This is a genomic window from Chania multitudinisentens RB-25 (genome assembly GCF_000520015.2).
GTDB classification, from domain to species: Bacteria; Pseudomonadota; Gammaproteobacteria; order Enterobacterales; family Enterobacteriaceae; genus Chania; species Chania multitudinisentens.
In genome coordinates, this window is the sequence record NZ_CP007044.2 from 3,562,411 (window position 1) to 3,584,825 (window position 22,415).

The 22,415-nt window shown below is 47.7% G+C and carries 14 protein-coding genes; 8 read left to right on the plus strand and 6 right to left on the minus strand.

Going from position 1 to position 22,415, the window contains the following annotated elements:
* The first annotated feature begins 35 nt into the window (after positions 1-35).
* The gene (gene tyrR, locus Z042_RS15590) at positions 36-1,610 is read left to right on the plus strand and encodes a transcriptional regulator TyrR (protein WP_024910756.1); all 1,575 of its coding nucleotides are present in this window, start codon (positions 36-38) and stop codon (positions 1,608-1,610) included.
* A gap of 64 nt (positions 1,611-1,674) precedes the next feature.
* Here the strand turns inward: tyrR and tpx are convergent, their stop codons facing one another.
* Positions 1,675-2,175: a thiol peroxidase gene (gene tpx / locus Z042_RS15595; protein WP_024910755.1), complete on the minus strand. Its 501-nt coding sequence runs from the start codon at positions 2,173-2,175 to the stop codon at positions 1,675-1,677.
* A 175-nt stretch (positions 2,176-2,350) separates the two neighbouring features.
* Between tpx and ycjG the strand changes: the two genes are divergently transcribed.
* Positions 2,351-3,316 carry an L-Ala-D/L-Glu epimerase gene (ycjG, locus tag Z042_RS15600; protein WP_037405783.1) on the plus strand — a complete coding sequence of 322 codons (966 nt, stop codon included), beginning with the start codon at positions 2,351-2,353 and terminating at the stop codon, positions 3,314-3,316.
* A 24-nt stretch (positions 3,317-3,340) separates the two neighbouring features.
* On the opposite strand, the gene mpaA is transcribed toward ycjG, so the two are convergent.
* Complete coding sequence (gene mpaA, locus Z042_RS15605; protein ID WP_024910754.1) at positions 3,341-4,048, minus strand: murein tripeptide amidase MpaA; 708 nt, start codon at positions 4,046-4,048, stop codon at positions 3,341-3,343.
* Between the two features lie 213 nt (positions 4,049-4,261).
* Between mpaA and Z042_RS15610 the strand changes: the two genes are divergently transcribed.
* From Z042_RS15610 to zntB, 3 genes are all read left to right on the plus strand, one after another.
* The gene (locus Z042_RS15610) at positions 4,262-4,612 is read left to right on the plus strand and encodes a hypothetical protein (protein ID WP_024910753.1); all 351 of its coding nucleotides are present in this window, start codon (positions 4,262-4,264) and stop codon (positions 4,610-4,612) included.
* Between the two features lie 77 nt (positions 4,613-4,689).
* Entirely contained in the window at positions 4,690-6,324 is a 1,635-nt protein-coding gene (locus Z042_RS15615) for a peptide ABC transporter substrate-binding protein (protein WP_037405780.1), read from the plus strand.
* Between the two features lie 183 nt (positions 6,325-6,507).
* Positions 6,508-7,491: a zinc transporter ZntB gene (gene zntB / locus Z042_RS15620; RefSeq protein WP_024910751.1), complete on the plus strand. Its 984-nt coding sequence runs from the start codon at positions 6,508-6,510 to the stop codon at positions 7,489-7,491.
* 296 nt (positions 7,492-7,787) lie between these two features.
* Here zntB and Z042_RS15625 read toward each other — a convergent pair whose 3' ends face one another.
* From Z042_RS15625 to Z042_RS15635, 3 genes are all read right to left on the minus strand, one after another.
* Positions 7,788-8,186 (minus strand): VOC family protein, encoded by a 399-nt coding sequence (locus Z042_RS15625; protein ID WP_024910750.1) that lies wholly within the window; start codon positions 8,184-8,186, stop codon positions 7,788-7,790.
* Between the two features lie 151 nt (positions 8,187-8,337).
* Entirely contained in the window at positions 8,338-9,264 is a 927-nt protein-coding gene (gene ttcA, locus Z042_RS15630) for a tRNA 2-thiocytidine(32) synthetase TtcA (RefSeq protein ID WP_154666977.1), read from the minus strand.
* A gap of 259 nt (positions 9,265-9,523) precedes the next feature.
* A complete protein-coding gene (locus Z042_RS15635) occupies positions 9,524-11,182 on the minus strand; it encodes an adenosine deaminase family protein (RefSeq protein ID WP_024910749.1) in 1,659 nt (552 codons plus the stop codon).
* Positions 11,183-11,656: 474 nt separating this feature from the next.
* Here Z042_RS15635 and Z042_RS15640 point away from each other — a divergent pair, with 474 nt between their 5' ends.
* From Z042_RS15640 to Z042_RS25695, 3 genes are all read left to right on the plus strand, one after another.
* Positions 11,657-13,396, plus strand: coding sequence for an Hsp70 family protein (locus tag Z042_RS15640; RefSeq protein ID WP_024910748.1), 1,740 nt, complete (start codon positions 11,657-11,659; stop codon positions 13,394-13,396).
* Complete coding sequence (locus tag Z042_RS15645) at positions 13,393-15,984, plus strand: J domain-containing protein (protein ID WP_024910747.1); 2,592 nt, start codon at positions 13,393-13,395, stop codon at positions 15,982-15,984. The genes Z042_RS15640 and Z042_RS15645 overlap by 4 nt, the downstream gene beginning before the upstream one ends.
* A gap of 440 nt (positions 15,985-16,424) precedes the next feature.
* Positions 16,425-18,596 (plus strand): mechanosensitive ion channel domain-containing protein, encoded by a 2,172-nt coding sequence (locus Z042_RS25695; RefSeq protein WP_081758407.1) that lies wholly within the window; start codon positions 16,425-16,427, stop codon positions 18,594-18,596.
* Between the two features lie 102 nt (positions 18,597-18,698).
* On the opposite strand, the gene nifJ is transcribed toward Z042_RS25695, so the two are convergent.
* Entirely contained in the window at positions 18,699-22,232 is a 3,534-nt protein-coding gene (gene nifJ, locus Z042_RS15655; protein ID WP_024910745.1) for a pyruvate:ferredoxin (flavodoxin) oxidoreductase, read from the minus strand.
* Positions 22,233-22,415 lie beyond the last annotated feature (183 nt).

Consider the following 22,415-nt stretch of genomic DNA (forward strand, 5'->3'; position numbering starts at 1 on the left):
TCATCCCCGCACTAGCAGAGATAAGGCCAATACTGATGCGTTTGGAAGTATTTTGCGAAGACCGCCTCGGTCTCACTCGAGAACTACTCGATCTCTTGGTATCGCGCAGCATTGATTTGCGCGGCATTGAAATTGATCCTATCGGCCGCATTTACCTTAATTTTTCCCAGTTAGATTTTGACACCTTTCGCGCTCTGATGGCCGAGATTCGCCGTATCAATGGCGTGACGGATGTGCGAACCGTCAGCTTTATGCCTTCCGAACGTGAGCACCGTGCATTGCGGGCGCTGTTAGAGTCGATGCCGGAGCCGGTGTTCTCTATTGATATGCGCGGCAAAATCGAGCTTGCCAACCCGGCGGCGCAGGTGCTGTTCAACTTCAGTGAAGACAAGATACATAACCAGACAGTGGCCCAACTGATCGGTAGCTATAATTTTGGCCGCTGGTTGGAGAGCGAGAATGTAGAGCCCCATTCTGAACGGGTGGTGATCCGCGGCCAGGATTTTTTGATGGACATTACGCCGATTTATCTTGAAGGTGAAAACCAGCAACGTGACGCCGTTGGCGCGGTCGTCATGCTGCGATCCACTGCACGCATGGGCCGGCAGTTACAAGATCTGTCGGTGAACGACGATACCGAATTTGACCATATCGTGGCCGTCAGCCCCAAAATGCGCCATGTGTTGGAGCAGGCCCGTAAGCTGGCGATGCTGGATGCGCCGTTACTGATTGTTGGTGATACTGGCACCGGCAAAGATATTCTGGCGCGAGCTTGCCACCTGCGCAGCCCGCGCGGCAAACAGCCATTTTTGGCGCTTAACTGCGCGGCTTTGCCGGATGATGTGGTGGAAAGTGAATTGTTCGGCCATGCGCCGGGGGCTTATCCCAATGCGCTGGAAGGTAAGAAAGGTTTCTTCGAGCAGGCCAACGGCGGTTCGGTGTTGTTGGATGAAATCGGTGAGATGTCGCCACGTATGCAGACCAAATTGCTGCGCTTCCTCAATGACGGCACATTCCGCCGTGTGGGGGAGGAGCATGAGGTGCATGTAGATGTGCGGGTGATTTGTGCTACGCAGAAAAATCTGACTGAGCTGGTTCTGCGCGGTGAATTCCGCGAAGATCTCTATTATCGTCTTAACGTGCTGACCATCACTATTCCTCCTCTGCGCGAGCGCACGCAGGATATCATGCCGCTGACCGAACTGTTTGTGGCGCGTTTTGCGGATGAACAAGGCGTGGCGCGGCCAAAGCTGGCTAACGATCTCAATGTTTTCCTCTGCAAATACGGTTGGCCGGGGAACGTGCGCCAACTGAAGAATGCCATTTATCGGGCGTTAACGCAGACGGATGGTGATGAGTTGCGCCCGCAGGACATCATTCTGCCAGAATTTGAAGTGGAGATGCCGTTGGGGGATGAGGTGCTGGACGGCTCGCTGGATGATATCAGCAAACGCTTTGAACGTTCAGTGTTAACTCGCCTTTATCGCACTTATCCCAGCACACGCAAGCTGGCCAAGCGTTTGGGGGTTTCCCATACTGCGATTGCCAACAAACTGCGTGAGTATGGCCTCAGTAGCCGAAAGCCTTTGGATGAGAACGAAGAACCATAGTCTCAATGCGTTTTTAATCAATAAAAAAAGCCCGCTGCGGGCTTTTTTTACATCAACAGGTTGATTATAGCGCGGCGAGTGCGGCGTCATAGTCTGGTTCAGAGGTGATCTCGTTCACCAGTTCGCTGTACAGCACGTTATCTTGGCCATCTAGCACCACCACTGCACGGGCAGCTAAACCGGCCAATGGGCCTGAGGCAATTTCAACACCGTAAGCTGATTTGAATTCTCCTCCGCGCAAAGTGGATAACGTCACGACATTACTTAAGCCTTCTGCACCGCAGAAACGGGATTGAGCAAACGGCAGATCGGCAGAAATGCACAGTACGACGGTATTATCCAACCCGCTAGCCAATTGGTTGAATTTGCGTACTGATGCAGCACAGACGCCGGTATCAATACTTGGGAAAATGTTCAGGACTTTGCGTTTGCCCGCGAAGCTGCTCAATGCGACGTCTGACAGGTCTTTAGCCACCAGGGTGAAACCTTTGGCCTGTTCACCCTGCTGCGGCAATTTACCTGCTACAGGGACTGGATTACCTTGAAAATGTACGGTCTGAGTCATTGTTCGGCTCCTTTTTGCGATATTTACAGCATTCAAACTTAATTAACATTAAGTTCACATCGGCTGCTAGTTTAAGTTATCAACGATGGCTTGGATATATAAAATTTGCTAAATAGTTGTAGAGCCCTTTTGCGCAGTAGGCTGACTTTATGCGTTTTTTTGTTCAGGAGCCATGATGAGAAACATGCGTTATTACTCAGAAATCTGGCCGTTGCATACGGCGTTTGTGATTGCCCGTGGCAGCCGCACGGAAGCTAAAGTTATCGTGGTCGAGATTGAACAACAAGGAAGGCGTGGTGTAGGGGAATGTACACCTTATCCGCGCTACGGCGAGAGTGAAAGCTCGGTTCTTGCGCAGTTGGCTAACGTGATGGCGGCGGTGGAACAAGGTGCAACGCGGGAAGATGTGCAACAACTGATGCCTGCTGGGGCGGCACGTAATGCGGTTGACTCTGCGCTTTGGGCATTGGAATGTTGCCTGAATGAGCAGGATCTGTGGCAACGTAGCGGTATCAAAGCTCCGTTACGTATTGCCATGGCACAAACCGTCAGTATCGGCACGCCAGAAGCCATGGCGTTTGCCGCAAAAGAATTGGCACAGCAAGGAGCCTCTTTGCTGAAAATCAAACTTGACGATCATCTGATCGGTGAAAGATTGGTGGCGATCCGCAGCGCAGTGCCGGAGCTGACGTTGATCGTCGATGCCAATGAGTCATGGTCGGTGGAAGGGCTGGCTGCACGCTGTCAGCTGTTGGCCGATTTGCGGGTGGCGATGTTGGAACAACCGTTACCAGCAACGGATGACGGTGCTTTGGAAAACTTCATTCATCCACTGCCGATTTGTGCTGATGAAAGTTGCCATACCCGTGCCGATCTGGCGCAACTTGCTGGGCGTTACCAGATGGTCAATATCAAGCTGGATAAAACCGGTGGCTTGACCGAAGCGCTGAAACTGGCCGCTGAGGCACGCGCACAGGGCTTTGATATTATGCTGGGCTGTATGTTGTGTACTTCCAGAGCGATCGTTGCGGCATTGCCACTGGTGCCCGGCGCGCGTTTTGTTGATCTTGATGGCCCCACTTGGCTGGCACAGGATGCGGAACCAGCCTTGGTCTTTGAGTGCGGCGCCATCGTTCTTTGATTGCGCCGTATCCCAGGCGTGGTCTTATTTTTGATAAGTCAGCAATTCCACCATCGCTTCCAGATAGGTTTCACTGGCGGCGTCGGCAGAAATGGGGGGGAGTTCGGCGGTGATGCAGGGCAAAGATAAATCTGCGCACCAACTGCCAAAGGAGCCGGGTGTTTCATAACCCACGCTGGTCACCAGTGGCAGGGCAAACTTATTCGCCAGCCAAACCCCCAGCCTGGTACTTTCGGGGTCTTCAATGCAGGAAAGTGGTTCATGAAATGAGACAACCCAACGGGGTTTCAGGCGGTGAATCAGGTAACATAACGCTTGAGTTTCGGGTTCGGAACCCGGCCTGCCGCCAGTAGAGAGGAGCACATCACGAGCCGGTGCAGCACTGTTCCAGCGGTAAACCGTATCACCAGAGCGCCAGTTGGCGGCCGGGAAGTTACGATTGAGATCGACACCGTTGGCATTGGAGCGCAAGCCAAGCTGGCAACCATCGGGGTTGACCGCCAGTATCACATGGTGGCGCAGCTGTGTAGGGATGATGCTGCGTAATGCACATGACAGTGTCACTATTGCGGCATTTTCGTCACCGTGAGTCCCCGCAATCACCAACCCGGTTTCCGGGCCATCATAGGCTGCCGGGAAGTAGAGCAATGGGGCTCCTAACAGTGATTTTCCGTAACTTTCACCGGCAACGGCCAGTTGGCCACGCTCACTACGTGGTTTGTGTTGAATCATGGTGTAGTCCCTTCATGCCAAGATATTTTTTCCATGCTTAAAGCAGGGGCTTACCAGTATCACACTGCAATTCCAAGTATTTTACCATGCGGAGTGATTGTTAATTTATTCAGTGTATTACGCTTTAGCTTATCTTTCCTAGTGTCTTGCGCGAATAAAGCGAGACCTGTTGTTATACTATCGGCAGATGTTAACAATGAAAGAGGATTTAACATGCCGATTGCCAGAATAGTTGCCCGTTACAGCGAAAACGCCAAAGACACTATTACGTTGCTGTGTGGTGTGGACGAGGAAAACCAGATCCGCCAGGGAGAATGGTTTGGTGTGGTAAAGAATGACGACGGGCGTGGAGATGAATCCAACTATCCATTCACCCTGCACGTTGATCATCAGAAAGGTGAGTTTTTCCTTGATTATGGCTACGACGATGTTGATTCACGTCAGTTGCAGAAAACCGATATTCAACTTAATCCACTGAAGGAAAATAGCTTTTTCACTATCTTTGATGAAGAGGAAGGTGAAGAGTTCAGCTATCAGATTGTTAGTATTCATCTCTATGATTGATCCTCATTCCTAAAGAGCAATACCCGTATTACGCGTATATTTTAAAGAATCGGATGATTAATTGGGGTATCTCAAGAATGGCGATAAGAAAAATTCAGCAGGGTTTTCGTTTGGGGCTTTGTGCCACAGTAATCGGTGCCTGTATGAGCAATGTGATGGCCGCTCAGGTTCCTTCTGGTAGCGTGTTGGCCGAGAAGCAGGAAATTGTTCGCCATATCAAAGATGAGCCTGCTTCTTTGGACCCGATCAAAGCGGTGGGGTTGCCAGAAGCCCAGGTGGCGCGCGATTTGTTTGAGGGGCTGGTGAATCAGGACGCTTATGGCAAGGTGATTCCTGGTGTCGCCACCCGCTGGCAGACCACGGATAACCAGATCTATTTGTTTACGCTGCGCAAAGATGCGCGTTGGTCAAATGGTGACCCTGTCACGGCAAAAGACTTCGTTTACAGCTGGCAACGGTTAGTTGATCCGAAAAGCCAGTCACCATTTGCCTGGTTTGCTCAGTTGGCTGGTATCCAGAATGCGGATGAAATCATTGCTGGCAAATTGCCTGTCGATAAACTTGGCGTAACGGCGGTGGACGATCACACACTGAAAGTGCGATTGAATAAGCCGGTGCCGTATTTTGTCAGCTTGACCGCCAACTTTAGTTTGTTCCCGGTGCCAAAAGCCACCGTTGAAAAGTTTGGTAATGATTGGACCAAAGTGGGCAATCTGGTCGGTAATGGGGCTTTCAAACTGCAAGATCGGGTAGTGAACGAGAAACTGGTATTAGTACCGAACGAAAAGTATTGGGATCATGCCAAGACCGTATTAACGAAAGTCACCTTCGTTCCTATTAATCAGGAATCCAATGCTACCAAGCGTTATCTGGCTGGCGACATTGATATTACTGAATCTTTCCCGAAAAACATGTATCAAAAGTTGTTGAAGGATATTCCGGGCCAAGTGTACACCCCGGATCAACTGGGTACTTATTATTACGCTTTCAATACGCAACGCGCGCCAACCAACGATGAACGAGTGCGTAAGGCGCTGTCGTATGCCATCGATCGTAAAATTATTGCTGAGAAAGTGTTGGGTACCGGTGAGAAGCCAGCCTATCACTTTACCCCGGATGTCACTGCGGGTTTCCAACCAGAAACCAACCTGTTACAGCAACAGTCCCAAGAAGAATTGGATGTTCAAGCGAAGGCACTGATGCAGGCGGCGGGTTATGGCCCAAATAACCCACTGACTTTGACACTGCTGTATAACACCTCAGAAAGCCATCAGAAGATTGCCATTGCCGTTGCATCAATGTGGAAGAAAAAACTGGGGGTAAATGTCAAACTGCAAAATCAGGAATGGAAAACCTACCTTGATAGCCGTAATACGGGCAATTTCGATGTCGTGCGTGCTTCTTGGGTAGGAGATTATAACGAAGCGTCCACCTTCCTTTCGCTGCTGACGTCTACGCATAGCGGCAATATCGCCAAATTCAAAAGCCCTGAATATGATCGTCTGTTGGCCGAAGCCAGCCGCGAGACGAATCCGGCAGCATTGAGCAATGATTATAATAAGGCGGAACAGATGATTGTCGCGCAGGCACCGATTGCGCCGATCTATCAATATACGAATGGGCGTTTGATCAAACCTTGGGTGAAAGGCTACCCGAGCACTAACCCGGAAGACGTGGCTTATAGCCAGGAAATGTACATTTTGCAGCACTGATTTTCAGGTTTTTGATCAATCAGAGCCCTGCTGGTGTGGACTGCACCCCAAAAGTTAGACACCCAACTGAGTAAGGTGCAGTTTTTTATAAAAAGACGGCTTAAAGTTGAACAGTGAGGAAATAACGGTCTAGCATTTACTGTTAGAGTTTTTATACAACGGTCAGACAGCGAGGATTATTGAATGGATGTCATTGAGGGGCGTGACCTACAGGTGCCTGATGCGGTTTATGCGTATCAACTCGACGGCAAAGGAGGAATAACGCCGATTGACTATGAAAATAAAATCACCCGCGATGAGCCTTGCTGGTTGCATCTTGATTATGCCCATTCGACGAGCGCTGAATGGCTGGCAACGACACCGTTATTGCCTGATGTGGTAAGAGAAGCGCTATCTGGTGAAAGCACGCGCCCGCGTGTTAGCCGTTTGGGTGATGGCACTATGATTACGCTGCGTGGAATTAATTTCAATGTTGATTCCAGGCCCGATCAGTTGGTCACGTTCCGGGTGTATATGACTGATAAACTGATTATTTCAACCCGGCATCGCAAAGTGTATTCCATTGATGAAATGGTTAATGAACTGCAAAGCGGTACAGGGCCAACCGGTAGCGGAGGCTGGCTGGTAGATATAGCCGATGCCTTGACCAACCACACCAGCGAATTTATTGAAGAGTTGCACGATAAGATTATTGATCTGGAAGATGCGTTGTTGGAACAACGCGTCCCAGAGCGTGGGCAATTGGCGTTAATGCGCAAACAGTTGATTGTTTTGCGCCGCTACATGACGCCACAGCGTGACGTATTCGCGCGCCTGGCCAGCGAACGTTTGGTGTGGATGAGTGATGACGATCGCCGCCGTATGCAGGAGATTGCAGATCGTCTGGGGCGTGGGCTGGATGACTTGGATGGCAGTATCGCCCGCACGGCAATATTGTCTGATGAAATCACCACTGTGATGGCCGATGCCATGAACCGCCGCACGTACACCATGTCGTTAATGGCGATGGTATTCCTGCCAAGCACTTTCCTGACAGGGCTATTTGGTGTGAACCTGGGGGGGATACCTGGCAGCGGTAGCCCGGTGGCTTTTGCCTCTTTTTGTTTCATGCTGATGGCGTTGGTTGCTGGCGTAGCCTGGTGGCTGAGGCGCAGCCGCTGGTTATAACGTAAATAGTGATAAAACACGGTTAAAGTTGAGCAATATCAACATTTGTTGACGAAAAGTGCGGCATGATTTCTCTCGCAGGTGAATGCAACGTCAAGCGATGGGCGTTGCGCTCCATAATTGTCTTACTTTCTAACATTTAGAATTACTGCATAGCACATTTGATTCATACAATGCCGGTCTGATCACCGGCATTTTTTTGTGTATTTGTTTTCTGTAGTTTTCTCATCGGGATGAAATAGACTAGGCGATGGAGCGAATAACAATATCGTAGTTGCTTAAAACCCAGGGTATTTTTACGCCGCGCTTTCATCCCAGAAGCTGGCTTCTATTTTATGCCCGTCCAGATCGCGGACAAAACAACCGTAATACGCTGCCCCATAGTGTGGCCGTGAACCTGGAGCCCCTTCATCCCTGGCACCCGCGGCGATAGCTCGTTGATAAAACTCATCAACCTGTTGCTTGCTGGTGGCAAAAAAACCGATGTGTACCCCATTGGCGCTTCCAGCGGCTTTGCCGTCTATCGGTATTTGCAACCAGAACTCAGGGTATTTACGGCCATAACCAATGGCCCCTGGGTGTTCCATGACGCGCTGGCAATCTAACGCCCCCAGGATCTGGTCGTAAAATTGCGCAGCGGCATCAAAATTATTGGTTCCCACTGAGACGTGAGACAAGCAAGGGGTAATATTCATGGTCAGCCTCTTTATATTTTACTGTATAAATTAACAGTAAAATATAAAGGAGTTGCTGTCAGGTATTTTATGCGTGAATTGTGAACAGGATCGAAAATTGAGGGGGGAATAGAATAGGGGCCGCCTGCGATAACAGGCGGATTCAGGAAGATTATTTAATTTCCAGCACGTTCAGGCGCTCAAACGCGGGTGCCTGGTTTTCATCCGCTTCTTCCGGCTGCCAACCTGTGGGGTGCAGCGGAATATCTTCTCGATCAAATGCCAGGTCGCCGCCGTCAACGATTTCACTACCGTGATGAATATCTTTAAAATCAAATAAGTGGGTGTCACACAGATGTGAGGGCACCACGTTTTGCATAGCGCTGAACATGGTTTCGAGGCGGCCTGGATAGCGTTTATCCCAATCACGCAACATCTCGCCAATCACCTGACGCTGCAAGTTGGGCTGTGAGCCACATAAATTGCATGGGATAATCGGGAAGGCTTTAGCAACAGCAAAACGCTCAATGTCTTTCTCACGGCAATAAGCCAGCGGGCGGATTACGATGTGTTTGCCATCGTCACTCATCAACTTGGGTGGCATCCCTTTCAGTTTGCCGCCGTAAAACATGTTGAGGAACAATGTTTGCAGAATATCGTCACGGTGGTGGCCCAGAGCAATTTTGGTTGCCCCCAGTTCAGTGGCGGTACGGTAGAGAATGCCACGGCGCAGGCGTGAACATAAGGAACAGGTGGTTTTACCTTCTGGGATCTTCTCTTTGACGATGCCATAGGTATTTTCTTCAACGATTTGGTATTCCACGCCCAGGTTTTCCAGATATTCAGGCAGAATATGCTCTGGGAAACCAGGTTGCTTCTGATCAAGGTTAACCGCAATCAGAGAGAAGCTCACTGGAGCACTTTGTTGCAGATTACGCAAGATTTCCAGCATGGTGTAACTGTCTTTACCACCAGACAGGCAGACCATAATACGGTCACCGTCTTCAATCATGTTGAAGTCCGCGATGGCCTCTCCCACGTTGCGGCGCAAGCGTTTTTGCAATTTATTTAAATTGTATTGATCTTTTTGGTTTACCACGTGTTTCTCTTACATGTGAAGTGTCTGTATTCGCAATAATTCGAGTTACAGGAAGGCAGCCAGCGCACATGCAACTTGAAATATGACGAATATAAGGGCTATGCGCTGTATGGTACGGATTACAGCGCTGAATACCAGAATGTTTTGTGTCAGGAAACGTTTTTTTCTATCAAGGCTGCACCAGCCAGCGTGGTCACTTAGCTGGCCGGTGCAGATATTGTGGCAATATCCACGAGAAGGTAGTGAGGTTGTTATTGGCTTAGAATGCGTTCACCAGGGATCTTCTGTCAGCTGGCACCCGCGGATTCCCCCCTTCAGTACAGACTTTTTTACCAGAACATTGTGAATATTTGCTTTCAAAAGCGGCAATCTCTTGTTCCAGTTGCCATTGCAACCGAGCTTTGGGATTGGCTTGTATAAAGGCGGTACAAGTGGCCGACGCCGTGTTGCTACAGACATTTTTCCGGGTAAAGGATTTGCCGTTTACCCACAGACTGTCTCCTTCGATAAAGGCGTGTTCGAGACTGGCGCGTGCCATTTTTTTGAGTTCAGGGTAGGTCACGCCAATGTGTTCTACTGCCTGTTGGTACTCTTGGGAAATTGTACTGCGGCTAACGCCTGCATCATCGGTGGCGAGTGCAACAGGCACCCCGTACTGCAAATAGGTTCTGAGTGGGCTGCTTTTTCCTTGGACACCAAGAATCGTTTTATTACTTGATAAACAAATTTCAACTAAAACGTTGCGATCTGACATCTCTTTCAAGATCGCATAGGGATTATCTTCATTCATGATATCTACGCCGTGGCCAATACGTTCTGCGTGGCCAATGCGCACGGAATCGGCGATATGATGGCGCAATGATTCCGGTGGTGATAAACCCGGGACCAGTTCCCCAGCATGCAAACTGATATGGCCGATAGGGTAAATGCTGCGCAGATAGTTGAGCATCCGCATTTGTTCGTCAAAATTTTGGAGTGCTGCGGTACTGTCTTCCGGTTGCACAAGATTGAGGCCGACAAAACGGTGATCCGCTTTTGCCAACTCGAAAGCCATAACCATTTGTGCAAATACCTGTGGTAAAGGCGAGCCACGGCTTATCTGGACGAGATAACGGGTAGTCACAGCGCAACCGGCAGGCTGGGGTTTTGTGTCATCGCTATTACAGGCCAAAATTTTACGCTCATTCTTTTCTATGTCATCAAAGCGGGCTTTTGTCTGGCTGACGATTTCCGCGATACTGGGGGGAGCATTTGCGGTATTGGGCTGATAACTGAGCAGGTTTTTTAACTGGAGAGCCAGATCGGGTGACCAATTGAGCGTTTTTCCCACTGCTTGGGAGTCGCCGTTATCCGGTGTCAGCATTAATTCCAGATAATTCAGTTTTTCATGTTCGGAGCGCGCAGCTACTTCAGCGAGCATATCTGGCGTGCGTGAACCTGATACGGCAGAATATTTACCAAATACGGAAAAAAAGTGATCGTGACCACTTTGATTAGAGTATTCGCTATTTCTCATTGACCAGGTATCTATTAATCGACCATAATGAGAACCATCCGCTGCCAGAGCGCTTTTCAATAAAGGATTCTCGGTGTTGCAACCTTGCTCAGAGGCAAATATTTTCAGTGACTTAGGATCAAGGCACAGTTTATCTTTGATGGCCCAATCAATATAAGATTCTGCAAATATTGCTCCAGATAAATGGTTGTGCAGATCGCCTCCTTTGGGCATTTCTCTCAGAAAGGCAATGAGAAGATTAGGATCTGATTTAATGTGATTGAATGTTTGAGCCGTTTCCAACTCATTTTTATTGTTTACTGTAGGTGCGGCGGAAAGATAAGGTATGGATAACGAAGCGAAAAGTAGCAAAACGGACAGCATGCTGCGGCATTTTATGTTGCCGAGTAACGGTAAACTCATGAGGAAATCCTCTATCAATAGGAAAGAGTTAAGAGTTCATGTCGCATATAAACTGATTAAAGCATAATTGGACTGTCAAAATGGCTTTCACTTCAAAGTAAATCACTCCTTAGAATAATGTCAAATTCAGGCCCGGCCTTAAATGTATGCCTCTGTTTGACGGGGGAGAGAACCTATGCTTGCGGGAGGATGCTTCGAAAACATATCAGAATCAAACCATTATGAGTATTGCCTATTCACAGTTAGCCGATTTCAACAGCGCGATTACTTATCTTTGACTATCAAAAGCCATCACAACCGGACGTTGATAGATATCAAAGTAATAAAAAACAGAAACGTTTAAAATTAGAAAGTTAATTATAACTTAATGATAATAATGTTGAGCTATAAAAATATCTATTTGCTAATAGTGATTGTAATAATCAATCAATAAAAATGTAAATTAATATTTAAAGTGAAAAGGATGAATGATAAATGGCAGTAATTGGTATTGACCTGGGGACCACCAATAGCCTGGCTGCATTATGGCAAGATAATAAAGTCACTTTAATTCCTAATGCGCTGGGCGATTATCTTACGCCCAGCGTAGTCGGTTTAGATGATGATGGTGCATTATTGGTTGGCAAAGTCGCTCAAGAAAGACTGATTTCTCATCCTCATTTAACCGCCAGTTGCTTTAAACGACGGATGGGAACCACGGGCAAGATCGCATTAGGGGAACAGCAGTTTTCTCCCGAAGAACTTTCTTCGATGGTATTACGTAAAATCCGTGAAGACGCGGAGCAATATTTGCAGCAACCCATCACTGAAGCGATTATCAGTGTTCCGGCTTACTTCAATGATAATCAGCGTAGCGCAACAAAGGCAGCGGCTCAGTTGGCAGGATTATATATTGAACGATTAGTCAATGAGCCCTCTGCGGCTGCACTGGCTGCCAGAATGAGCAATACCGGTGAAGATCAAACCTTCTTGGTGTTTGACTTAGGCGGTGGGACGCTGGATGTTTCGGTGGTGGATTGTTTTGATAACGTTATTGAAATTATTGCCGTAGCGGGGGACAACCACCTTGGCGGGGAAGATTTTGATAACCTGCTGGTAGATTATTTCTGCCGGCAGAATCAGCTGGTATACAGCACGCTTTCCCCGGCAACCAAAGCCATATTACAAAGTAATGCCGAATTGTGTAAGCAACAGCTGAGTGAACAGCAGCAAGTGCATATGTTTTTGCGGCTTGAAGATCAAACCTATTCAATATTGTTAACTCAGGAGTTGCTGGCAGAAATTTTCATGCCGTTACTCAAGCGTACCGAAAAGGTTATTCAACGGGCGCTGGCAGACAGTAATTTTTCGAGTATCGATGATGTACTTATGGTCGGCGGCTCCTCAAAGATGCCAATAGTCCGTGGTTATGTAAACCGGCTATTTAGCAAAGCTCCCACGCTAACGCGTTCACCAGATGTCATTATTGCGGAGGGGGCGGGTATTTATGCGGGGATAAAATCCCGTAACGGTGAAATCCGCGATATCATGATGACCGACGTTTGCCCTTTCAGTTTAGGCATTGGCGCTAAAAACGATCGTTCCGATCTGCGCGCTCACGTTGCGATGATGATTGAACGTAATAGTCTACTGCCTTCCAGTATCTCTAAATATTTCACTACATTGCATGATGGGCAAACCAGCCTGAATATTTCTATTTATCAGGGGGAAGAGTTTTATGCCGACGAGAATATTTGTTTGGGTGAGCTGAATATGCCGCTTCCTTCAGCACCGGCCGGTGTAGAGGGTGTTGAAGTGCGTTTTTCTTACGATATCAACGGCATTTTACAGGTGGAGGTTTCCCATGAAAAAACGCAGGTGCGTAAACAAGTGGTTATCATCGGTGAATATAATACGTTGACAGAGGAAGATATTCAGCAAAAGCTGGCTGAGCTTGAAAAGATAAAATTGCATCCGGCGCAAGATGAACAAAACCGCTTGTTATCGGCATGGGGTGAACGGCTGTATACCGAAAGCTTGGGGGAAGTGCGTGAAAACATTGTTCGCTGTCTGGGGTATTTTAATCAGGCGTTAAACTCACAGCGGCCTCATCGAATTCGTCAGGCTCGCAAGAAAGTAACGGATTATTTTGAACAGTTAACCCAACAGCATTTTATCGGCAATCGTCAGCCTAGTGATTTTATGCCAGACACCGACCAGGGTGATGAAGAATGAGTATATGGCATATTTTAAATATTGCGCAAACGCAGGATATTCGTGCCATTAAGCGAGCCTATGCGGCGCAGGCTAAGCACTGTCACCCTGATGATGCACCTGAGCAGTTTTTGCAACTGCGAGCCGCTTACGAACGGGCTTTAGAGTACGCCCAGGATCATAGAGCGACGAGTATGGGCGTCAGTCATTTTTCGCCACTGCCCGAAAAAGAAATACAACGTCAATTTTTTCAACCGAATACTCCGCCTGTTACTGCGTTTGATGAGCAGATAACAACTGAATCAGACGAGCCAGTAACGTTATCTGAAAATGCAGAGCTGCCTGATTTTGATTCCATTTTTCGTCAGGCGGAGCAAAATCGCCTGGAATTGATGCTTGAGAAGGGGGTACTGCAAAGGTTATTGGCGATCTTAAGCGATAATAAACAGCGAAATAGTAAACAGGCTTGGCATGATTTTGTTTTTTCGGCCGAATTTTTACAAGCTCAGCTTAATGATGATTTTTTGCAACTGTTGGTTTATTGTTTAACCCAAAAAAGCGGAATACCTGCGGCTCAGTTGCCGCGAAATATGTATATCTATCTGTTATTGGCGTTTGATACGGTGGTTGATGATCATAAGACAGATACATCACAGGTAGCACCGTTAATTGCAGTGATGCAACAGCACCCACATTACGCCTATATTGAAAAAGATACTCAACGGCAAGAGTTTTATTTTATACGCAAAGCTTTTGCTCTGTATCATGATGTGCTGAAATTACATGCCAGAAGTCGCTTACAACCGATGGAATCCGTATGGTACAGCCTGCTGAATCGCCTTGAGTCTAATTATCATACCCGTGGCCGTAGCGAAACTTATTTATTACTGGCATTTTTTGTTCGTTGTAATCCTGACTTGCCGGATTATGTTTATAAAATAATGTATAAAGTTTTTGATCTGGCCGGTTATCATCAATCCAGCCGTAAACCGGCTCTTAAACCGTTATATGAAGCACTGCATGAGTACCGCAGCGATCTGGTTGTCGATCTTGCCCAAGAGCAGCAGCTTGCGGTATCGATGAGACATCTATTTGCAACCTTCCGGAATATTTGGCGCCAATATAAAGACGCTGGTGCCGCATTCTATTTTGAAATAGCGATGTTACCGGAAGCAGAGCAGTTATTTGCTTCAGAGCTATTTTTAAGCGTTCAATTTGAAGCCAGAACATTAAACTATTTCGAGGAGTTTTTCGGTACTCGAAGTCGTTATATCGCTTTTGGGCTTTCTACCGCACTTTATCGCGCTTACCAGCAACATACGCATAAGAAAGGCGTCACTGATCTACTTCAATCTATAGAGCTCTATCTTGATAGAGCAGCAGCAGATGCTGAGAATAAAACGGATGAAAATAGCCGTGCAGAAGCAGAAGCAGAAGCAGAAGCAGAAGCAGAAGCAGAAGCAGAAGCAGAACAGATTGTAGAAACTGTTACGGATGAGCAAATCGAGCCGCTATCTCTGGCTGAAGATAGTGAAGTGGAAGCTGAGTCTGAAGAAGAGGATGACCAACAGCGTCCGCTGCCGGAAAGTGGCGTATTACGTACTTTGTTAGACGCATTGGCTGATGCAGGATCACGTGATAACAAAGAGTTCTGGCATGACTTTATTTTGTCTGAACCCTTTTTATCTCAGTATCATGGCAGTGAGTTTCTTGCCGAGATCGTTTACTGGCTGAAACGGCAAACCGCACTGCCAATCCGCCAATTGCCGCGTAATATGTATTTGTTTTTGCAGTTGGCATTCTGTCCATCACCGCACAGTTTTACTCTGGCTGGCTATGCGGATGGTATGAATAGCCAACCGGACCTTGCTTCATTAAAACGCCTGATGAGGCAGCATGCAGAATACCCTCTTTTTGCTGAGGACTTAAAGCAACCTGAGTTAGAGGAGCTACATAAAGCTTTTTATATCTATAACAGTGCGCAAACGTTATATATCGAGCAGGGTTTTTCAGCTTATGAGATCTGGGAACGACTATTTGATAGCGTTTGCGGCAGTGAAGATTGTCTGTGCAATGCTTATCTGTTTCGTGTGCTACCTACTTTTGTTCGCCTTCACCCAGAGATGCCGGTGGATATCTACAAAATCATGCACAAAAAATATAAGCTGGAGCGTTATCACTCCTCACGTCGTAAACAGATATTAAAAAATTTTTATGATTCCTTAGCGGCTTATCGTCGAATATATGTTTCAGATGCTGAGAAGAAACATCTTGAAATGCTAAATAAGCAATTTAAGAAACAGTTTAAGAAGGCATTCAATATTATTTATAAATGCTACAGTGCTGCCGATGCGGCTGATTTGCCCCAGGAAGCCGCGCTGGATGACGTTGACGCTTTATTCCGCAGTGAGATGTTCAGGTCGATACAATTTGATAGCGAAGTTATTGCTGATTTGAACCGTATTTTCGCCAGAAAAGAGCTTTATATCGCCAAAGGGCTGAGATTAGCGGTTTATAATGCTTATCAGCCTTATGGCGGTACTCCACAGGTATCTGATCTTCTGGAAATATTAGAGAGTGAGATTCAATGGAATGAAAACGTGTGCTAAATCAGCGATGAGTGGCAGCACGCCGGAGTTCTCAAAAACTCCCTAATGAATAGGTATCTGTGGTACAAGGCAAAAAAGCCACAGGAATGGCTGCTCAGCAGCCGGTGCTCTACTAAATTGGAGTATCACCGGTTGCTGGTTTTGGCGGCGAATGATGGTTTTGCCGGACTAAAACCGCATGTCTTTCTATAGATAGATATTATTTTTAGACATAATAAGAATATAGGTATTTTTGAACATTCTTGCCCGTAACAAATTTAATCATAATAGCGGCTGTTGTTTCCTTGCAAGGAGAGGGGGGCTTTGCTATACAAATAAAAGCAAGGAGTGAATTTTAAATTTCATGGGTTAGCGTTGAGTGAATAACCTGATGATAACTCAGTGTTTTTATATGAGTATTATTATATTTTTAAAAAACCATATACTACTGGGTGATAGATATGAAGCATATTTCATCTTCTATGGCTAAAGTGTCAAACTATAGTTTGAAGTTTGTTTTTTTATTTCTTATTTTTTCTTTCTCCATGTTTGGCAGCGTGCTTGCGGAAAGTTTCCATGGCGATAAAGAAAACAGTGAAGAGGTGAAAATAGGCATCTATATTAATAAAATAAATTCAATTGATGTTAATAATAACTCATTTGGTGCGGATTTTTATCTTTGGATAAATTCCTCCGTGGGGTTTAACCCGAAGTCGATCACTTTTCCTGATGCATTTGAGGCTATTCCATTAGGTGAGCCGGAAAAGTCAGTGAGCGATGGGAATAATCGCTATAGATTATATCATGTTAAAAAGAAATTCTCGTATGCAGTAGACTCCGAAGGTCTGGCTAAAGATTTATACGACTTTGTCATAAGAATGGCGATTAAAAACGAAGACGGTACTAATTATCATATGGTGCTGGATTCAGCCAATATGCCCACTTATGGCAAACTCCTTCCAGGAGCTACGCAGGTTGATAATGGGATAACTTTGCCTTCTGGATGGGTTCTAGCCTCTACGAGCGTCACAACCAGTAATTCAAGTGATATGACCTATGGCGATCCACGTTATTCAGGATTAAACAAGGCATCTGAAGTGATTGTGGCAAAAGTCAGCGCGAATAAAATGACATTCTCACCACAGAATGTGGTGAGAACCATTTTCCCTGCATCATCATGGCATTACACCATTGCTATTATTGTTATTGCTACAGGTGTTTTAGTTTTTGCAAAGAACCGGCTCTCACCAAAAGTGAAGGTGGTACTGGAAATTTTCATCGGCATTCTTATCTTTTACTCGGCTGAAGTTTTCTTTATACAAGAAGTCTCCCATCATCTTGCCGAAGATAAGATGAGCTTTATTGTTGATGCGGTGCAGTCAATCTGGTGGATACTCCCTGCGGTTATCATTCATCTGACTCTGCCGCAGTTTGTTTGGGAACCCTTATCAAAGAGTACCGGTCAGCCGATTCCTGCAATCACAAGAACCTTGATACCTCTGGTGATATACGGTTTTACCCTGGTACTGTTGTTGCACTTTGTGTTTGAAAAATCATTAACGACACTGTGGACGGCCTCTGGTTTGCTGACAATAGTGTTAGGGCTTGCCCTGCAAGGGTTTATTCAAGACACTTTTTCCGGGGTTATTTTAAGTCTGGAGCGCCCTTTTAAACTCTTGCACTGGATAAAAATAGATAACATTGAAGGGCAGGTGTTGGAAATGAACTGGCGTGCTACGCGTTTATTGACCAGAGCGAATAATATCGTGTCGATACCGAATAGCGTATTAACGAAAAGCACGATTGTAAATTATGCGATGCCAACAGCCGTGAGTAGATTAGAGATTGATATAGATATCGATGAAAAGGTTTCTGTTTACTTGGGCAGAAAATCGATTATCCAAGGTTTAGACGCGGCCATAGAACTGGGGAAGATTTTATCAAACCCAAAACCCTATGTTGAAATATCGGGTTCGATCGTCAATGGAAAAGTTCACTACAAAGCATCGATCTATGTGAATCTCAATCTGGTTTCTGCTTCTTCAGCGTTGTCAGACGCTGCGGAGGCGGTAAAAAAACAGCTTGCTGATGATAATATTACGGATTATGAAGGGTTGTCATCGTTATCTACTTCAGGGGCCGCAGAGGCAGGAAACGGAGAGCTCCACTCAGTTAGCCAGGCTCGGGAGGATTCGCGCATTGTTTCAGAACCTAAAACCGATGTGGGATTGAGTGCGGATAGAATTAAGCTGATACAAGAGAGCTGGAAAAAAGTTGGCCCGATTGCCGATAGCGCTGCACAGATTTTCTATGAAAAATTATTCACTTTAGATCCTTCACTGAGATCTCTTTTTAGAACGGAAGCCTATGTGCAAAGGAAGAAGCTCATAGATATTTTGACCTTGGGTGTTAAAGGGCTAGAAAACATCGAACGGTTGATCCCCACGCTACAGAGTTTGAGTTTACGCCATGTCAACTATGGGGTTAAGGAAGAATATTATGATACCGTTGGCGCGGCGCTCATTTATACGCTGGGGGCGAGTTTGAAAGAAGAATTTACCGAAGAGATAAAACAGGCCTGGGTTGAATTCTATGCGTTGCTTTCAGGCGTAATGAAATCAGCGGTGAAGTGACGGAAACCTGCTGTTGCTTAGGGTAAATGCTCATAAGCCGTATAGCCTGTCGGTGATATTAGAGCATGGCCGGTTTATATCACTGACCATGCTCTGTGCAGGTTACTCTGACGATGATTTCTCTGTTTTTCCGGCCAGCAGGCTGAGGAAATCGTATTTTTCCTTTAGCTCTTTTTCCGCTTCTTGATAAAGTGCCGCCGCAACTTCGGGCTGTTGCGTATTAAGGCGGCGGAAACGCTGTTCCTTATTCAACGTTGCGACCAATTCGTTGTTGGGGGGGCGGGAATCGAGCGCCAAAGCCGCTTTGCCTTCGTCGGTGCGGCGTGGATCAAAGCGATACAATGGCCAGAATCCGGTGGCGGTCAATTGCTTCATTTGATCATGGCTGAGTGCCAGATCGTAACCATGTTCTTCACAAGGGCTGTAGGCAATGATCAATGACGGGCCTGGATAGGCTTCCGCTTCCTGAATCGCTTTCACCGTTTGGTTAAGCTGCGCCCCCAGTGAGATTTGAGCGACATACACATGGCCATACATCATCATGCTGACCCCCAGATCCTTACGTGCTTTGCGTTTACCGTGTTCGCCAAACTTGGTAACGGCACCCAGAGGCGTGGCTTTGGATTGTTGCCCACCGGTGTTGGAATAACATTGCGTATCCAGCACCAACACGTTGACGTTTTCCGTCAGGCTCAAGACGTGATCCAGGCCACCAAAGCCGATGTCGTAAGCCCAGCCGTCACCGCCGATAAGCCAGATAGATTTATCTACCAGATAATCAGCATCGTTGGCCAACTGCTTGGCATCATTACCGGCCAGATTAGCCAGCAAGAGGCGCAATTCAGCAATTTGCTGGCGGCGTGGGCCCGCGGCGATGTTTTCTGCCTGCAATGCGGCAACCAGTTGCGCAGGTAACTGTGGAGCCAAGGTTGCCAACAACCGGAGCACGCGGCGGCGGTGCTGATCTACCGTGAGGCGGAAGCCCAGACCGAATTCGGCATTATCCTCAAATAACGAGTTTGCCCAGGCAGGGCCGCGACCGTCAGCGTTAGTGGTGTAAGGCGTGGTCGGCAGGTTGCCACCATAGATGGAAGAACAACCGGTCGCATTAGCGATCAACAAACGGTCGCCGTAAAGTTGGGTTAGGAGCTTGATATACGGCGTTTCACCGCAGCCGGAGCAGGCACCTGAGTATTCGAACAGCGGTGTGATCAATTGTGACGTTCGAATGTCAATGCGTTCCATCTGGGCAGGATCGATTTCCGGCAATTGCAGGAAGAAGTCGTAGTGGGCTTTTTCTTCCGCCAGATGCGCAAGGCGTGAAGCCATATTGATCGCTTTGATTTCCGGGTTCTGGCGATCTTTCGCCGGGCAAACCTCTACACACAGATTGCAGCCAGTGCAGTCCTCCGGGGCAACCTGCAACACATATTTCTGGCCGCGCATATCGCGTGCTTTTACATCCAAGGACTGTAGCGTAGCCGGTGCAGGTAACAGGGTTTCCGGTTGAACCACTTTGGCGCGAATAGCAGAATGTGGGCACGCGGCAACGCAGTGGTTGCACTGGGTACATAAATCTGGCTGCCAGATAGGAATGGCTTCTGCAATATTGCGTTTTTCCCATTGGGTTGTTCCCACCGGCCAGGTGCCATCCGGTGGGAAAGCCGATACAGGCAAGCTATCACCAAGCCCTGCCAGCATCGCAGCGGTAACGGTTTTAACAAAATCAGGGGCGACATCAGCCACCACCGGTGGGCGCATGGGGCTATTGCTGTCGATAGGTTGCAGCGGGATAGCGGTCAGCGCATCCAGAGTGGCTGCCAACGCCTGCCAATTGCGTTCGACAATCTCTTGGCCCTTGCTGCCGTAGCTGCGGGCAATGGCATCCCGCAACTGTTGTTGTGCCATATCACCGGGCAAAATTTGTGTCAGATGGAAAAATGCCATTTGCATTACGGTGTTGATACGGGCACCGAGCTGGCATTCCCGCGCCAGTTTAGCGGCGTTGATAATGTAGAATCTCGCCTGACGCTGGTGCAGCATGGCTTGAACTTCCTGCGGCAGGCGTGGCCAGACCTCTTCGGCGCTATACGGCGTATTCAGCAGGAAAATACCGCCAGGCTTCAGGCGCTCCGCCATCTGATATTTATCGATGAACTGCAACTGGTGGCAACCGACAAAGTCTGCCTGGTTCACCAAATAGGCCGAATTGATCGGATTATCGCTGATCCGCAGGTGCGAAACCGTCAAGCCACCGGCCTTTTTCGAGTCATAGACAAAATAGCCCTGTGCATAGAGCGCTGTGCTGTTGCCAATGATTTTGATGTTGTTTTTGGTGGCAGACACCGAGCCATCGCTACCCAGGCCGTAGAACAAGGCTTCCAGTGAGGCACGTGCTGGCAGGGTTTCTTCGCTCAGCGGCAGGGAAAGGCCGGTGATATCGTCGAAAATACCCACGGTAAAACGCGGGCGGGGTTGTTCCAATTCTAGCTCTTTGAATACCGCCAGTGCGCAATCCGGGCCGAATTCTTTAGAGGACAGCCCATAACGGCCACCCATCACGCGTGGCAGCGTGGCTCGTTCCCCACGGCTGAAGGCTTCTGCTAATGCGGTCATCACATCCAGATACAGAGGTTCAGCCAGTGCGCCGGGTTCTTTGGTACGATCAAGTACGGCGATTTTTTGCACACTTTCCGGCAGCACAGCGAGCAGATGCTTGGCGGAGAACGGGCGGAACAGGCGCACTTTCAGCACGCCGACCTTTTCCCCACGCGTCAGCAACGTGTCAATGATTTCTTCACACGTACCGATGGCGGAACCCATCAAGAGCACCACTCGTTCGGCTTGCGGATGGCCGTAATACTCAAACGGCTGATAATGGCGGCCGGTCAACTGGCCGAACTTTTCCATCGCTTCGCTAACGTGGCGGTAGGTATTGTCGTACCAAGGATTAGTGGCTTCACGCGATTGGAAATAGGTATCCGGGTTGGCAGAAGTGCCACGCACCACAGGATGGTCCGGTGAAAGCGCGCGGCTACGGTGCGCGTCAATCGCCTCCTGTGGCAGCATCTGGTGCAGCGTTTCATCGTTTAATGAGACGATCTTGTTGATTTCATGAGAGGTACGGAAGCCATCAAAGAAATGGATGAATGGTATACGGCTGTTGAGCGTGGCCACTTGCGCGATCAGCGCAAAATCCTGGGCTTCTTGTACGCTGCTGGCGCACAGCATGGCACAGCCGGTCTGGCGCACGGCCATAACATCGGAATGATCGCCGAAGATCGACAGCGCGTGGGTGGCCACCGTGCGTGCTGCCACGTGCAGCACGAAGGGGGTCAGTTCCCCGGCCAGTTTGTACAAAGAAGGGATCATCAACAGCAATCCCTGAGAAGAGGTAAATGTGGTCGAGAGTGCGCCGGTTTGCAGGGCGCCGTGTACGGTGGCAATAGCACCACCCTCCGATTGCATTTCTACTACCTGTGGTATGTCTCCCCAAATGTTTTTTCTGCCGTCGCCAGACCAGGCATCAGCCTGTTCTGCCATCGTTGAACTGGGGGTAATGGGGTAAATGGCAATCACTTCGTTGATACGATAAGCCACGGAAGCGACAGCGCTATTACCGTCTGTAGTTATCATTTGTAGTACCTTGTCTATGCTCATAAAGCTGCAAAAAAACAGAATCAACAAAGTTTAACAGAGGGATATATTCAGGCTTTATCGCGTTTGTGTGGCCTGGATGTCATGTAGTATTTCTTTTAAGAAACCATTATTATTTTTTTGCTTAGAGATTCACTCCGACGATGATTTAACCAGAATATC

Coding starts and splice junctions, on each gene's coding strand:
- tpx (WP_024910755.1), bottom strand. CDS start 2,175: ATGACTCAGACCGTACATTTTCAAGGTAATCCAGTCCCTGTAGCAGGT.
- Z042_RS15610 (WP_024910753.1), top strand. CDS start 4,262: ATGCCGATTGCCAGAATAGTTGCCCGTTACAGCGAAAACGCCAAAGAC.
- Z042_RS15615 (WP_037405780.1), top strand. CDS start 4,690: ATGGCGATAAGAAAAATTCAGCAGGGTTTTCGTTTGGGGCTTTGTGCC.
- Z042_RS25695 (WP_081758407.1), top strand. CDS start 16,425: ATGAAGCATATTTCATCTTCTATGGCTAAAGTGTCAAACTATAGTTTG.
- Z042_RS15625 (WP_024910750.1), bottom strand. CDS start 8,186: ATGAATATTACCCCTTGCTTGTCTCACGTCTCAGTGGGAACCAATAAT.
- Z042_RS15640 (WP_024910748.1), top strand. CDS start 11,657: ATGGCAGTAATTGGTATTGACCTGGGGACCACCAATAGCCTGGCTGCA.
- zntB (WP_024910751.1), top strand. CDS start 6,508: ATGGATGTCATTGAGGGGCGTGACCTACAGGTGCCTGATGCGGTTTAT.
- nifJ (WP_024910745.1), bottom strand. CDS start 22,232: ATGATAACTACAGACGGTAATAGCGCTGTCGCTTCCGTGGCTTATCGT.
- mpaA (WP_024910754.1), bottom strand. CDS start 4,048: ATGATTCAACACAAACCACGTAGTGAGCGTGGCCAACTGGCCGTTGCC.
- tyrR (WP_024910756.1), top strand. CDS start 36: ATGCGTTTGGAAGTATTTTGCGAAGACCGCCTCGGTCTCACTCGAGAA.
- ycjG (WP_037405783.1), top strand. CDS start 2,351: ATGAGAAACATGCGTTATTACTCAGAAATCTGGCCGTTGCATACGGCG.
- Z042_RS15635 (WP_024910749.1), bottom strand. CDS start 11,182: ATGAGTTTACCGTTACTCGGCAACATAAAATGCCGCAGCATGCTGTCC.
- Z042_RS15645 (WP_024910747.1), top strand. CDS start 13,393: ATGAGTATATGGCATATTTTAAATATTGCGCAAACGCAGGATATTCGT.